This window comes from Bradyrhizobium tropiciagri, assembly GCF_018130545.1.
Lineage (GTDB): Bacteria > Pseudomonadota > Alphaproteobacteria > Rhizobiales > Xanthobacteraceae > Bradyrhizobium > Bradyrhizobium tropiciagri_A.
This window is the reverse complement of the sequence record NZ_JAFCKF010000005.1, coordinates 117,639-130,572: the sequence shown is the minus strand read 5'-3', so window position 1 is coordinate 130,572 and position 12,934 is coordinate 117,639. Positions and strand designations below refer to the sequence as shown.

Genomic DNA, 12,934 nt, shown 5'->3' with positions numbered 1-12,934 from the left:
AGGCGAATATTTAAGTTACCGTTGGCGGGCACAAGTTTGGGCAACACCGGGCGGAACGGTGTGCAAAACGCGTAATCCTACGGAGAAAACGAAATTTGGAGCCGATTTGGGGACGGCTGATTCCGCCGTCTCGCCCATTATTCTGGCTTAAAAATACCCGGCATCTGAACGAGATAGCCCGCCTCGGATACCGCCGACTCGGACCTGGAAGGGGGCATTCCGATTGCTCGGAGCAGGCCAGACGATGGCGGACGGGTTACGCGGCATGTCCAGTAGCGAAGCTAGATGTCACTGAGATGTCAGGACGCGTGAGTCGGACGGAGCCGCTGGCGCAGCGTCGCATCTCACTCGTCCAGAATATCCAGCAGGTCTTCGATCCGCTCAAAAGGCGGCTCGTTCGTCTTGTCTGAGTAGAAGACGCGATCGCCGTCGCGCTGGAGCGAACGTGCCCTGGATTTCGGCAGCCTTCCCGGCAGGAACGTCGCAGCGACAGCCTCCGGCCCGACATCGAGCCGCACGATCCCGCGCCGCTTGCAATCGATCCTGAGTCTTGCCGCCGCGAAGAAGTCCCGGCCGGCCGCGGGCAGCTTGCCGAATCGGCGCGAGGTCTCTTCCTCGAGATCTTCCAGATCGTCTTCGTTGCGGCACCTGGCGGCGCGGCCATAGATTTCAAGCCGCATGGATTCCGACTGCACATAGCTCTTGGGCAAGAGATCCGCGAGCGGAAGGTTGAGATCGGGCACCCACAGATCGGCGGCCCGGTCGTTGGTCTTCTCCGATGCCTGTTTGAGCAGATGGCTGTAGAGCACCGGCCCGAACACCTGCACATGGCCGGATTGCCGCTCGGACAGCAGATCGCCGGCGCCTCTGAGATCCAGATCGCGCTCGCTGATGGCGAAACCGGCGCCAGGTCTGCTGAACTCCTCCAGAACCGCCAGGCGCTTGCCGGATTGCTCCGAACTGGATTCGGTCAGCAAATAGGCGAAGGCCCGCGTGCCGCCGCGTCCCACCCGCCCTCTGAGCTGGTGCAGTTGCGCCAGGCCAAACTTCTCTGGCCAGCACACCACGATGGTGTTCGCCCGGGGAATGTCGAGACCGCTTTCGACGATATTGGTTGCGAGCAGAACATCCGCCTCGCCTTCGACGAAACTCATCATGCGGTCGTCAAGCTGGTCGGCAGGCAGCTTGCCGTGCAGGCAAACGATGCGGAGCTCCGGGGCGACCGCCTGCACGCGCGCCAGCATCGGCTCCAGATCCTGGATGCGCGGACAGATCAGGAAGCTTTGCCCGTGGCGTCGCTGCTCGCGCAGCAATGCGGCGGCAATGGCGGCGTCCGAGAGTGGCGCGGTCTTGGTCACGACCGGCAGCCGATGAACTGGCGGCGATGCGATCACGCTGAGCTCCCTGAATCCCGCAAGCCCCGCCGCAAGCGTGCGCGGGATCGGCGTGGCACTCATCCAGAGCGTATGGACGCCCTTTGCGAGGCCCGAGAGCTTGGCCTTCTCTGCGGCGCCGAAATGCTGCTCTTCGTCGACAATGACCAGACTGAGCTTGGCGAACTTCACGTCCTTCGATGCGATCGCCTGGGTGCCGACCACGACCTTCGTCTTGCCGCTGCGCAGGCCCTCCTTGGTCTCCCGCATTTCCTGCGCCGAGGTCGCGCGCGACAGGCTTCCGACCTCGATGCCAAGCGGCGCGAACCGCTTGCGGAAGGTTGCGACGTGCTGCCTTGCCAGGACGGTGGTCGGCACGACGATGGCAACCTGCTTGCCCGACAGCGCAACGGCCGCCGCTGCGCGCAACGCAACCTCGGTCTTGCCAAATCCGACATCGCCGCAGACCACGCGATCCATCGGATGCCCCGACGCGAGATCATCGAGCACGTCGCGAATGGCCTTCGCCTGGTCGACCGTCGTGAAATAGGGAAAGCGCGCGACGAAGCGCTCATAGGCGGGGCCGGGAGCGACCAGCCTCGGCGCGCGCCGGCGGCGACGCTGCGCGATGTGCTTGGCGAGCGCCTTGGCGGCAATCTGAATTTCCTGCTCCGCCCTGGTCCGCCGCGCCCACCACGTGCTTCCATCGGCCTTGTCCAAGGTCAGCCTGCCGAGCTCCGCCGCATACGGCCAGATCAGCGCAAGGTCGGCGGGCGGGACCAGCACGGCATCATCCCCCGCGAATGCCAGCCTGATCATCTCGCGCGATAATCCCTTCGCCGATTCCTTGGCCATGTCGAAGGTCTGCAAGCCATCGAGCACGGCCAGCCCGCGCTGCAAGTGAACGACGACCGCGCCGCGCTCCGGCACGTCGGGATGATCGAAGGCCGCGCTCCAGGCCTTGGCCATGGGCTGCGGGTGATGCGCCCGGCTGCCAAGCACGTCGGTCGCCGTCACGACGACCAGCGGCTTGCGGCCGGAACCGATGAAGCCGGTATCGAAGTCGGCCAGCAAGGCCGCTTCGCCTCCCCGCCCCTTCGCGGCCTCGTTCCAGTCGGCGCAGCGTTCCGCCTTGATCCCGCTGCTTCGCTCCATCGCGCGCAGATCGTCCTCGACCGCCGCGACGAACAGCAGCCGCGATCCGGCGCGCTCGGTGTCCGCGACAAAGGCGCGGAGCGCCTTCCGCGACGAGGCGAGCTTCGAGAAATCGGGCGTCGCCGTGAACGCGGCCTTTCGCGGCAGCGAGCTCATGCGTTTGGCGAGCCGCTTCCAGTCGGCGGGCCCGAAATATTCGCGCTCCACCTCGCGGCGGCCGGCCGCCTCCTTGATCGTGCCGAGCCAGCTATCGGCGTGACCTGACACCGCAGCGTCCGCGATCCAGCGCGCGCGCTGACAATAATCCGGCAACGCGGCGCGCTGTGTCCGCTTGCCGCCCAGCGCGATCCGTTCGGACATCGGATCGATCAGCAGCTCCTGCGTGTCGAAAACGACGTCGTGCTCGTTTGGATCGACGCCCGCGATACGGCGAATCACGCCCGCTGAATGCTCGATCCTGAACGGCCCCAGCGCACCGGCGGGAAACACCTCGAATGTCATGCCGTGGAACAGGACGCTTCCCGGATAATCCGCCTCTTCGTCAAGATCGTATCCGAGCGCTTCCAGACGATCCTTGAGATCCTGCTCGGCATAGATAGCGCCGACCTTCAGGCTGATGCTCAGCCGCGCCCAGCTCGCGGGCAGCGGCAGCCGCTCCATGATCGCTTCCGCCGTCGACACCAGGAACACCGGCCTCTTGCTCTTCGCAAGACGCCGCAACACCGAACTCCTTCTGCCGGCAATCTCGCGCGACGGCTCGAGCCCATCGAACGGCAAGGTGTTCAGCCGCGGGAACACCAGCACCTCGAGCGAAGGATCGAGCGAATGCAGCACACTGCCGAGGCGTTCGGCCCTGTTCTCGTTGTCCGCGAGGAACACGATGCCGTCACGGCCGGACTTCTTCCATTGCTCCAGCAGATGCAGCGCCAGCATGCCGAGCGGTGACGACGACGAGATCCCGGAGCGCGCCGCTCCCTTGCTTTTCTTGTTCGCGCCAACAGCGGCGCGGGCCTTCTTGGTATTCGCCACGTCAAATCCATCGTTATGTCGAAAGTCCGATCGCCTGATGACAAGCGACCGCAGGCCGCCCGCGCCCCCCGACGCACGCAGCCCGCGCCCTCCTTACAGTCTCGCACGCCCGTTGAACAGCGGCGGGTTGGGGATCAATTGCGGCAACGGGGTGCTTCGCCAGCGCCGCCGCTATTGCGCTTGTAATCCAACCTTCACATCAGGTCGCGCCGCCAATGCCGGATCGCAGATCGTGGCGGCTACGCATTCACCACCAGAGCGGGTCTGATCCGAGAATTCATCCGCGCGAAAAATCACGGCAAGCCGGCTGCGCATCGCACCCATTCGAATTGTCCAAGGGGTGCTAGCCACATCGGCGCCGATGCCGATAGCGACGCGCAGGGCTGTTCGCTCTGCGCGTCGAACGGCTTCGATTGTCTTGAGACATTCCTGCAAGGTCTTCTTCATCGCCGTCCCAATCACAGCCATCGAACGAGACGTTCTGGACATCACGAGACCGTCGGGCGGTCGCGCGGCGCCGCTAGATCACGCAACAAAAACAGGGAAGGTTATCATGAAGACGAAATCGTTCGCCGAACGCGTGCTGGGCACGACCTCGCTGGTCGTGTTGTCGGCCGCCGCCATGATCGGAGCCCAGCAACCGGCTGCGGCCCAACCCGGCATCTATGGCGGCGGCAGCACGCTGTCGTCGCTGGCGCTGCGGCAGATCTTCGACTGCTATGCAGGCGCCACGCTTGCCAATGACGGCCAGGCCTTCTCGCCGAGCTTCTCGACGGGAACGCCGAGCCCGAACCTGCTGCCGACCAGCTGCACCATGTTCTCGACCTCGGTCGAGGGCCTGTTCGCCGCCGTCGGCTCCGGCAACGGCCAGCGCGCCTATATCGCCGACGATGCGCGGCAACTGTTCCGCGGCAGCCCGGACTCCGCGTCTGCCGTGGTGCGCAAGCCGTCGGCGAAGCCGCCGTTCCGCGACACCGCCAATTCGAATTTCAAGAGCTATCCCTATCCGCGGCTCGACTTCGCTGCCAGCGATGCGCCGCTCGCCAACACGATTTCAAGCCTGACCACCATCTCGTTCAGCAATTTCGTCCCGTCGACCAACTGGCAGAACACGCTGCTGATCGGCGTCCTCAGCCAATCGACCGCGAGCTTCAATACTTCAGTCGTCGGCGCGCCGATCCAGGTCCCGGCCCTGGAAGTCCCGGTTGCGATCGCGGTCAACACCGCGAACTCTTCCTCGGGCGTGACCTGGACCAACCAGTCGGCGCTGTCGCCGAACAACCAGGCCGGCGGAGCGATCCAGCTCTCGGCCGCCCAGCTCTGCGCGATCTTCTCGGCGACCGTGACCGACTGGCACGACACCTCGACGCTGATCCCCGGGCTCGACGCCAACGGCGTGCAGCAATCAAGGCGGTGAAGAGCTCCGACCAGAGCGACCCCTATGACGTGGATGACGACGAGGAACGTCCGGATTCGCACTGGATCAGCGCCTCGGGCAGCAACCACGAAGCGCTGAAGATCGGAACCGATCCGCGCTTCGCCGGCCGGATCGGCTATCTCAGCGCCGACTACACCCAGCCCTATGCGCAGACCGTGACCGAGGAAATCGCCGGCACCACGATCACCGCCGCGGCGCCGCTCTCGGCCAGCGTCCAGAACGAACGGCTGCGCCTGCTCGGCGTCTACCATCCCGGCCAGGCCGGCAACACCGGCAAGGCGCAGAACTTCGTCCCGCCGACGCCGACCAATGCCCAGCAGGCCTTCGCCAACCTGAACGCGCCGGATATCTCCAGCAGCTACGATGCCTGGAACCTGTATGCCCAGGTCTACCCCGCCGGCACCGTGCTCGGCGGCGTGACCGATGACGGCCTGTCCGTCATCGGTATCCCGACGCAGTCGCAGATCGACTATCCGATCACCGGCGCAAGCTTCATCAGCGTCTACAGCTGCTACAGCGACGCGGCCGGGACGCGGGTGCCTGCGGTGAAGAGCTGGCTCGCCTGGTTCTTCGGCGGATCGGTCACCGGGCTTCCGGACTACAATCCGTCGACCTCGAACGCGGACAATCCCGGCTACGATCCGAACGTCGCCAAGATCATCCGCAACAACGGCTTCCACGAGCTCGACGGCGTCTGGGCCAACAACATCCTGAACGCGTACCTGACCTCGAGTGCGGCCGGCGGTTCGCCGACCGCGATCGCGGCCTACAGCTCGTCGGGCACGCAGACCGACGGCTGCACCGGCGTCACCGGCGGCGCGAAGTAACACTGCCAGGTAACACCACAATGAGATCGTGATCCGGGACGCTCCGGATCACGATCTCTGCAAAGAGATCAACAGCCGGGCGCTCGATCGGGGTCTGGCTGTTTTCTTGAAATCTCAGCCGGTCCCTCTCAACTAGCCTTTTTCTTAGCCAGCTTGGCGCCAGAGCGATGCGCCGCGGCGAGCTCGAAATAGCTGCTTCCGGCGTGGGCGACGATCGCATCGCGGTTGAGCAAATGCTGGATGCAGATCGCGGCGAGATCGTAGGAGCCGTAGCAGTGATGGGCGACCAGCGCGAGATGCTTGAGCTGCTCCGCGCTCATCGCATCGGCTTTGGTGAAATCGCGGACATAGACCGCGTCGGCCTCGAGCAGCTGATTGAATGCCTCGAACGGACTGCCGCCGCGCATCGGCCAGATCATGCGCTCGTTGATCTCGATCAGGGCATGCGGAATAAAACCCTGCGCGCGCAGCTCGAGGTCGATCTCGCCGAACACCGGCTGCTTCTTGTAGAGCGGGAGAAACGAGACTTCGCTTTGCACGACGACTGCGTCGGCGAGCCGCCGCCGCCCGTTCTGGAAGATCGCAAGCTCCGAGCCCTGCACGTCGACCTTGAGATAATCCATCGCGTCGATCTCGACGATATCGTCCAGCCGGTGGGTGGCAACCCTGGTGTCGGCGATGATGCGGCCCCATTCGTTGAAACCCTGGAAGTGCTTCAGCATCAGCGGATCGGGCTCCAGCATTGCTTTGCGGGAGCTGCCGACGGCGGCGCCCCCTCGGGAAGTCTGATACGCGACCCATCCGGAAACATGTTCGGTACCACCGAAGGCGGGACGAGGAGCGACGGCACGGTCTTCGAGATCGCTACGGAAGGCATTTTCGGAGGTTGATCCACATTCGCGATAACGCCGTAGCTCCGTCGGGCTTGGGCGCAAACCCGCATCGTCTCAACCATCGCGGCGTGTTAGGTGTTCCCATAACGGTGTTATCCCGCGAGGGCCGAGTCTGACGCCCCCCCCGGACGAGGGGCAAAAATAGCGATGAGCGCTCACTTGAGGGAGCGGCTCCGGCGAGACGCTTTGAAGTATGCACCGTTATTCCACAACTATGCGAAGTCTGTTACGGACGGCACTTAGACCACCGAGCCATCGCCGCCGCCCTTCTCGCATTGATCCGTCGCATTCTGTTCGAGAGCCGCGCTGCGGTCGCCCGAGACTTCACGTCAAGCGTGGGTTTATGGTGCGCTCGGAGGGCGTTCGCATTTGCTGCGGTTTCAACGGCTTGCGCCGATGATGGGGATCGAAAGGGTCCTTTCAGCCTCAAAGGAGCCTTTCAGCTCCATTGCCCTGGCATCAGCCTTCGCGCGATCTCCTATCGCGCTCAGTTGATCGAGAAACCAGTCTCCATTCAGATTGGAAGTCTCAAAATGCACTAGTGCTTTCAGTAGCCACTCTGACATTTTAAGCGGCTTCCGTTGATTGAAATCATTGCAGAAATTCGTGTTGTCTGAACAACAGGAGCGGGTTCGCATCACGCACGATGTCCGCCCGCGCCGCTCCAGGGCGATGGTGTCTCCCAATGCCGCCTCTTCGGCGCATGGCGGCCGCGCCGCCGGCGTGGTTCCTGACAAGGCCGAGGATGCCGAAGGCTGCTTCAATGCCGCGGCCCACGCACGGATCAGAAGAAGAAGGATCGGATCATCCTGTTCGCGTTGCTGGCCGTGGCGCAGGCCAGTTGGGTGCCGGCGCCGGTCAACCTTCCCGATGCAAACGCGGCAGCCGCACGAATTGCGTTGAAATCTGAGTGCTGCGTCCGCTCGTGAGCACCTTGACGCTCACGGCTTGCAGCTTCCCGGATCGCTGATCGGGAGCCAGATTGTAGCACACGCGCGCACCGGCCTGGGGCAGCACCCCCGGCGGAAACGACTTCAAATGAAAGAAAATGTCCTTATCGCCGGCGTCCGGCCTGATGAAGCCGAATGCGCGGTCATTGTGATAGGTCTTGATCGTGCCCTCCAGCATGCGATTCCCTCCAGTTGCCTGCGTGAGCTCGCGTGACGAACCCTTCAGCCAATCCCTGGAAAGCGGACCCGGCATTTGAGCCCGGCAGGGATTGCGTAATTTGGATTGGGAAGCGCCAGCCGAACGCCGATCGTTCCGCTCGCGGCATCGAACACCTGGTCGACCACGGTCACTGTCGCCGTGTACCTGCCGCCGACCGGCTCCTCCGGAAACACCTCAGCCGCTGCGCCCACGCGGATCTTGCCGAACTGGCCGAGCGGCACATAGACCTCGACGTTGAGAGGATCGATCTGCGAGACCGTCATGATGTGAGACTGGTCGAACACGTATTCACCGGGCCCCAAGGTTCGCTCCACCACCACGCCGTCGATGGGACTGCGGATCGTGCGCTGCTTGAGGACTTCCGCGGCGCGGGTCAATTCCAGCTTCGACATGGCAAGGTTTACCCTCGCTTCGTCGAGTTCCTGCTCGGCGACGCGCGCGCCGGTTTCAGCTTCATCGGCAACCGCAACCGTGACCGAGTCGCTCTTGCGCAACTGTCGCGCCCGCTCGTCCTTGCGACGCTGAAACTCCAGCTTGGCCATGCTGGAACGAACCGTCGCATCGTTCTCGGAACGGAGCTTGGCCAGCGCCTCCGCGGCCTGCTCCACGCCCGACTCTAGGCGGGCCAACACATCGCCCTTCTTGACCACGTCGCCACGATCGGCGAGCACCTCACTCAAGAGGCCCGGTACCGAAGTCCCGAGCTTGAGCACCATTTTCGGCTGGATCAGGCAATCGAATTGCCCCTCGGGCTTCAGGTCTTGCGCGCGCGCATCGACGCAGCCCAAGACAGTCGACACGAGAAGGATCGGTACGCCGCGGCCGAGAGCCGCCATCGCATTGAAACGTTCGCGCGTCGCGCGCGCCACGCGCCTGGATACAGTGGCCATCTTCATTCGCCTCTCCCCGAGAAGGCCAGTAAACGGTCGAGACGCCGATCAAGCCGCAGGTTCTGGACCCGCACATAGCCGTGGCGCCGCTCGGCCTGAAACTGCGCAAATCTGCGCAACCCCTGATAAATGCTCACCGGCACGTCAAAACTTGCCTCCAACAGCCTGCGGATGGCGTGGGCCGCCGTCGCCGCATGGATCATAAAGATATCGTCGTCGAGCGAAACGATCGCCTCGCAGCTGCCGGGGTCCCCCTGCCGGGCACAGCGGCCGAACAGCTGGCGATCGACACGCCGCGAGTCATGGTATTCGGTCAGAATGACATGAAGCCCACCGCAATCGGCGACGCCTTTGCCGAGGCCGATATCCGTGCCGCGCCCAGCCATGTTGGTGGCAACGGTGACCCGCGCGGGCTCCCCGGCCCGCGCGACCACCTCAGCTTCAATCTGGTCCTGCTTGGCATTCAGAAGCGCATGTTCGATCCCGCGCAGCCGCAATACGGCGCTGATCTCCTCCGATGCGCCGACCGAGCGCGTCCCGATCAGCACCGGCCGCCCACCCGTCACCGCCACCCGTTCGACCGTATCGGCGATGACGTTCAGCTTCTCGGTCCGGCTTGCGCAGATCCGCGGAGGCACGACGGTCCGCTGCGATGGACGGTTCAACGGAATGCGGACCACATCGAGCCCATAGACGGATTTGATCTCGCGGGCGACCTCCTGCGCGGTGCCGGACATTCCTGCCAGCTTGATGTAGCGCCGGAACAGCCGCTGGTAGGTAATGCGGGCCATGGTCTCGCGACGATCGGTCAGCTCACAGCTCTCCTTGACTTCGATCAGCTGATGCAGACCACGCTCCCAGGAGCGGTCTGGCATCGTGCGTCCGGTCGATTCATCGACGATCTGAATCTTGCTGTCGACAACGACATAGTGCTGGTCGCGCTTGAACAGATGGATGGCCGTCAGCGCCTGCGTCATCAGCTCTTCACGGGCGCGCGACGAGGTCCACACACCATGCTCATCATCGGTCAGGCGGCCAAGCTGCCGCCGTCCCTCGGCGGTCAGCAGGACGGATCGCTCGGCTGGATCAACGGCGTAATGGTCTCCGGCGACCAGCTGGGTAGCGAAATCGAGCGCCTTCTCGCATTGCAGCTTCTCCCCGGAGGCTCCAATCGACGACGACAGGATCAGCGGCGTGCGGGCTTCATCGATGAAGATGCTGTCCGCCTCGTCGACAATGCCGAAGTGGAGCCCACGCAAGACGAGGTCTTCGTCGCGCTCCTGATGGCCGCGAAGCTTATCGAGCGAAAGATGCAGCCTGCTGCCGCGGCGCGACAGCGCGACGCGGTCGCGCAGATAATCGAATGCGAGCTCCTTGTTGGTGCAATAGGTCACCGACTTGGCATAGGCCTGGCGGCGCTCGGCCTTGGACATGCCCTGCACCACGACGCCCGTGCTGAGCCCGAGAAACTGATAGAGCGGAGCCAGCTCGGTTGCATCGCGATTGGCGAGATAATCGTTGACCGTGATCAGATGCACCGGATAGCCGGCAAGCGCGACCGTCGCCGCTGGCAGCGTCGCGGCAATCGTCTTGCCTTCACCCGTCGCCATCTCGACCAGCTTGCCCTGCAGCAGTCCCCATCCCGCCATCAGCTGGACGTCATAATGCCGCTGGCCGATCGTACGGGTTGCCGCCTCTCGCACCAGTGCAAATGAGCGCCCGACCAGCTCGGGCACGAAGCCCCGCCGGCGCAGCGCCGTGCGCATGCCGTTCGCTTCCTGCTGCAAATCGTTGTCACTGGCGACAGACAACGCACGTTCGTGCCCTGCCGCATGCCCGACGATCGCGCGCAACGCGCGCGACGGGTCGCGAATCCGGCCGAACGCAGGCTTGATCAGGTCGTTGATAAGGCCTTGGGCGATCCGGTCGTGCAGCGCCGGCTCATCTTCCGCCCGCTCGGGATAGGGGCAGCTCAATGCCAGCTCGCGGCGATCCAACTTCATACCGGACCTAGACATGGAAGTTCGTCAACAAGAGCAGCCTGATGCTGCGATACCACTGCACCGACAGCGGCTCCATGCGATGATCGAACCGCACGAAGACATGCTGACCAAAGTAGTCCACCGCCTCAAGTCCGTTGAGCGCGATGTCGAACTGGAACGTCCGCTGCAAGGTCTTCGGACCCTTGGTATCACGCGGGTCGACGGCGATATCGCCTCCCCCCTCAACGCCCAACGCAGGGGACGGGAGATATTCGCCGGCTGCGGGAACCGCGCGCAGCACGCGGCCCTCCAGAGTCAGACGCGGCTGGTCGACCGGCCGGACCTCGATACGGTCGGTGGTCAGACGCACGCGATCGACCGCCTCCTGCGGCACCACGACACGCGCCAACGGCACCGTCTTCCCGACAACATAGCCGAGCAGCTCTCCTCGTCGGTAATAGCGGCCGGGCATGTCCACCATTTGCGGCACGAGGAACACACCGTCACTGCGGGCACGCGTGAAGAGCTCGGCGGCGCGTTCGCGAACAAGGGCGAGGTTGGCCTGCTCGGCGGTGAGTTTCTCGTGCACGACCTGCGCCTTGGCGCGGTCGGCGACAAACTGGGCGGCATATTCGGCCTCCAGCTCAGCGACTTTGGCTTCGCTCCTGCGCAGCTGCGCAAGCAGTGCCGGATCATAACTCTGGATCAACGGGTCTCCGCGAACGACCTCGGTCCCCGGCGTGACCAGGAGTTCGCGAACGAAGCCGTTCGCGCTCGCCCGGACCATCGCCTCTTCCGGCAGCCACAACACGCCTTCGGCATGGGAATGGTAAGGCATGGGAACGGCGAACAGGACGACTGCGAGGCCGAGAACCAGACTGCCGGAAATGGCCAGGGAACGCGCGCGATGCTTGCGCAACCGCGGACTTTCCAGCAGGTGCCGCACCGCCCTGACGACCGGGAAGATCGCCATGGCAGCAACTGCCCAGAGCGCCAGCAAAACACCGATAAAGAAGAATTGCCCAGCGATGAACAAGGCAATCATGATCGTGACCATGATCCGGTACAGTGTCGACGCGAAACCATAGAAAACAAACCATAGGCGCTCCGCGCGCGATCCTTCGGGCCTTTCCACCTCCCGGACGCAGAGCACATAGCGCTCGATCAGATATCCCCAATACCGCGCCGATCGCGCTGCCAGGTTCGGCATCTCGATGAGATCAACCAGGATATAGTAGGCATCGTACCGCAGCAGCGGATTGCCGTTGAACAGCAGGGTGGACACGCTCGCGATCAGCATCACGTTGAAGAGGATGGCGCGCACCAACCCGGGTTCGATCAGAAGCCAGAGATAAAAGGCAATCGCCGCAACGAACAGCTCGACTCCCATACCGGCTGCACCGACGAGCGCGCGCCGATATTTGGATCTGAACACCGTCGCCGCTGATGCATCGCAGTACGGAACGGGCAGCAGGACCAGGAGAATGATGCCGAGATCGTGAACCTCACCGCCCCCTGCCTTCGTCGCCGACGCGTGCCCCAGCTCGTGGAGCGCCTTGATCAACGGAAATACCAGGTAAAGGACCAGAAGATTATCAACGGCCAATACCCGATCGCTGAAATTGTGGGTCAGTTCGGGCCAGTGCGGCCATATCAGAACGAACGCCGGCAGCACCACCACCAGCCATACCAGCGCGCCCCAGCCGCTCCAGATCAAGCGCAGCAGTCCTTTGCAGCGTGTGAGCAGCCGGTCCGGATCGAACACCGGGATCCGGATCGCCATCGGGTTACCGTAGGAGCGGAAATGCCGCGCCTTCTCCTCGCGCTCGCCGCGGGCAAACGCCTCGGCCACATCGGGCGTGACGTCGCTTTCCAGCAGGTCGGCGGAATGCAACTGGCCGAGCAGCTGGATCAGTTCGTCCTGGCTCGGTGCCTCGTCGCCAAGGTGCTGGTTGGCTAATTCCCACAATTGCTCGACGGTATGATTTCCGTCCATCAGCGAGATCACGAGACGCGCAGATGGCGTAAAGCGGTGCACGCGCGACGAGGCCGGATCCTGCAACAGGTACCAGACCTCACCGCGGTAGAGGTGCCTGTGCAACCGCGCATGCGCACGCAGCTTCGGCTTCCGCGTCGCGACGCGGTACCACCAGCTGCTGAGCAATGGCGCGTTCATC

Annotated in this window: 10 protein-coding genes; 2 read left to right on the top strand and 8 right to left on the bottom strand. The window is 63.8% G+C overall.

The features are described 5' to 3' along the window. Window positions 1–344: 344 nt before the first annotated feature. Window positions 345–3,461 carry a DEAD/DEAH box helicase gene (locus JQ616_RS22305; RefSeq protein ID WP_212019108.1) on the bottom strand — a complete coding sequence of 1,039 codons (3,117 nt, stop codon included), beginning with the start codon at window positions 3,459–3,461 and terminating at the stop codon, window positions 345–347. Window positions 3,462–3,728: 267 nt separating this feature from the next. After that, the gene (locus JQ616_RS22300; RefSeq protein ID WP_212018075.1) at window positions 3,729–4,004 is read right to left on the bottom strand and encodes a hypothetical protein; all 276 of its coding nucleotides are present in this window, start codon (window positions 4,002–4,004) and stop codon (window positions 3,729–3,731) included. 106 nt (window positions 4,005–4,110) lie between these two features. Between JQ616_RS22300 and JQ616_RS22295 the strand changes: the two genes are divergently transcribed. Further along, complete coding sequence (locus JQ616_RS22295; RefSeq protein ID WP_212018073.1) at window positions 4,111–4,974, top strand: substrate-binding domain-containing protein; 864 nt, start codon at window positions 4,111–4,113, stop codon at window positions 4,972–4,974. Further along, window positions 4,971–5,822, top strand: a complete 852-nt coding sequence (locus JQ616_RS22290; protein WP_212018071.1) for a hypothetical protein — start codon at window positions 4,971–4,973, stop codon at window positions 5,820–5,822. The genes JQ616_RS22295 and JQ616_RS22290 overlap by 4 nt, the downstream gene beginning before the upstream one ends. Window positions 5,823–5,950: 128 nt before the next feature. On the opposite strand, the gene JQ616_RS22285 is transcribed toward JQ616_RS22290, so the two are convergent. The 6 genes from JQ616_RS22285 to JQ616_RS22260 all read right to left on the bottom strand — a co-directional run bounded on the left by JQ616_RS22285 (window position 5,951) and on the right by JQ616_RS22260 (window position 12,933). Beyond that, window positions 5,951–6,565 carry an FkbM family methyltransferase gene (locus tag JQ616_RS22285; protein ID WP_212018069.1) on the bottom strand — a complete coding sequence of 205 codons (615 nt, stop codon included), beginning with the start codon at window positions 6,563–6,565 and terminating at the stop codon, window positions 5,951–5,953. Between the two features lie 530 nt (window positions 6,566–7,095). Continuing rightward, window positions 7,096–7,401 (bottom strand): hypothetical protein, encoded by a 306-nt coding sequence (locus tag JQ616_RS22280; protein ID WP_212018068.1) that lies wholly within the window; start codon window positions 7,399–7,401, stop codon window positions 7,096–7,098. Between the two features lie 172 nt (window positions 7,402–7,573). Next, the gene (locus JQ616_RS22275; protein WP_212018066.1) at window positions 7,574–7,843 is read right to left on the bottom strand and encodes a cold-shock protein; all 270 of its coding nucleotides are present in this window, start codon (window positions 7,841–7,843) and stop codon (window positions 7,574–7,576) included. A 44-nt stretch (window positions 7,844–7,887) separates the two neighbouring features. Then, window positions 7,888–8,754, bottom strand: coding sequence for an efflux RND transporter periplasmic adaptor subunit (locus tag JQ616_RS22270; protein WP_212018064.1), 867 nt, complete (start codon window positions 8,752–8,754; stop codon window positions 7,888–7,890). A gap of 23 nt (window positions 8,755–8,777) precedes the next feature. Next, window positions 8,778–10,778, bottom strand: coding sequence for a preprotein translocase subunit SecA (locus tag JQ616_RS22265; protein ID WP_212018062.1), 2,001 nt, complete (start codon window positions 10,776–10,778; stop codon window positions 8,778–8,780). 7 nt (window positions 10,779–10,785) lie between these two features. Then, window positions 10,786–12,933, bottom strand: a complete 2,148-nt coding sequence (locus JQ616_RS22260; protein ID WP_212018060.1) for an efflux RND transporter periplasmic adaptor subunit — start codon at window positions 12,931–12,933, stop codon at window positions 10,786–10,788. Window position 12,934: the final 1 nt, after the last annotated feature.

Coding starts and splice junctions, on each gene's coding strand:
- JQ616_RS22305 (WP_212019108.1), bottom strand. CDS start 3,461: ATGCTGGCGCTGCATCTGCTGGAGCAATGGAAGAAGTCCGGCCGTGAC.
- JQ616_RS22300 (WP_212018075.1), bottom strand. CDS start 4,004: ATGAAGAAGACCTTGCAGGAATGTCTCAAGACAATCGAAGCCGTTCGA.
- JQ616_RS22295 (WP_212018073.1), top strand. CDS start 4,111: ATGAAGACGAAATCGTTCGCCGAACGCGTGCTGGGCACGACCTCGCTG.
- JQ616_RS22285 (WP_212018069.1), bottom strand. CDS start 6,565: ATGCTGGAGCCCGATCCGCTGATGCTGAAGCACTTCCAGGGTTTCAAC.
- JQ616_RS22275 (WP_212018066.1), bottom strand. CDS start 7,843: ATGCTGGAGGGCACGATCAAGACCTATCACAATGACCGCGCATTCGGC.
- JQ616_RS22265 (WP_212018062.1), bottom strand. CDS start 10,778: ATGAAGTTGGATCGCCGCGAGCTGGCATTGAGCTGCCCCTATCCCGAG.
- JQ616_RS22260 (WP_212018060.1), bottom strand. CDS start 12,933: ATGAACGCGCCATTGCTCAGCAGCTGGTGGTACCGCGTCGCGACGCGG.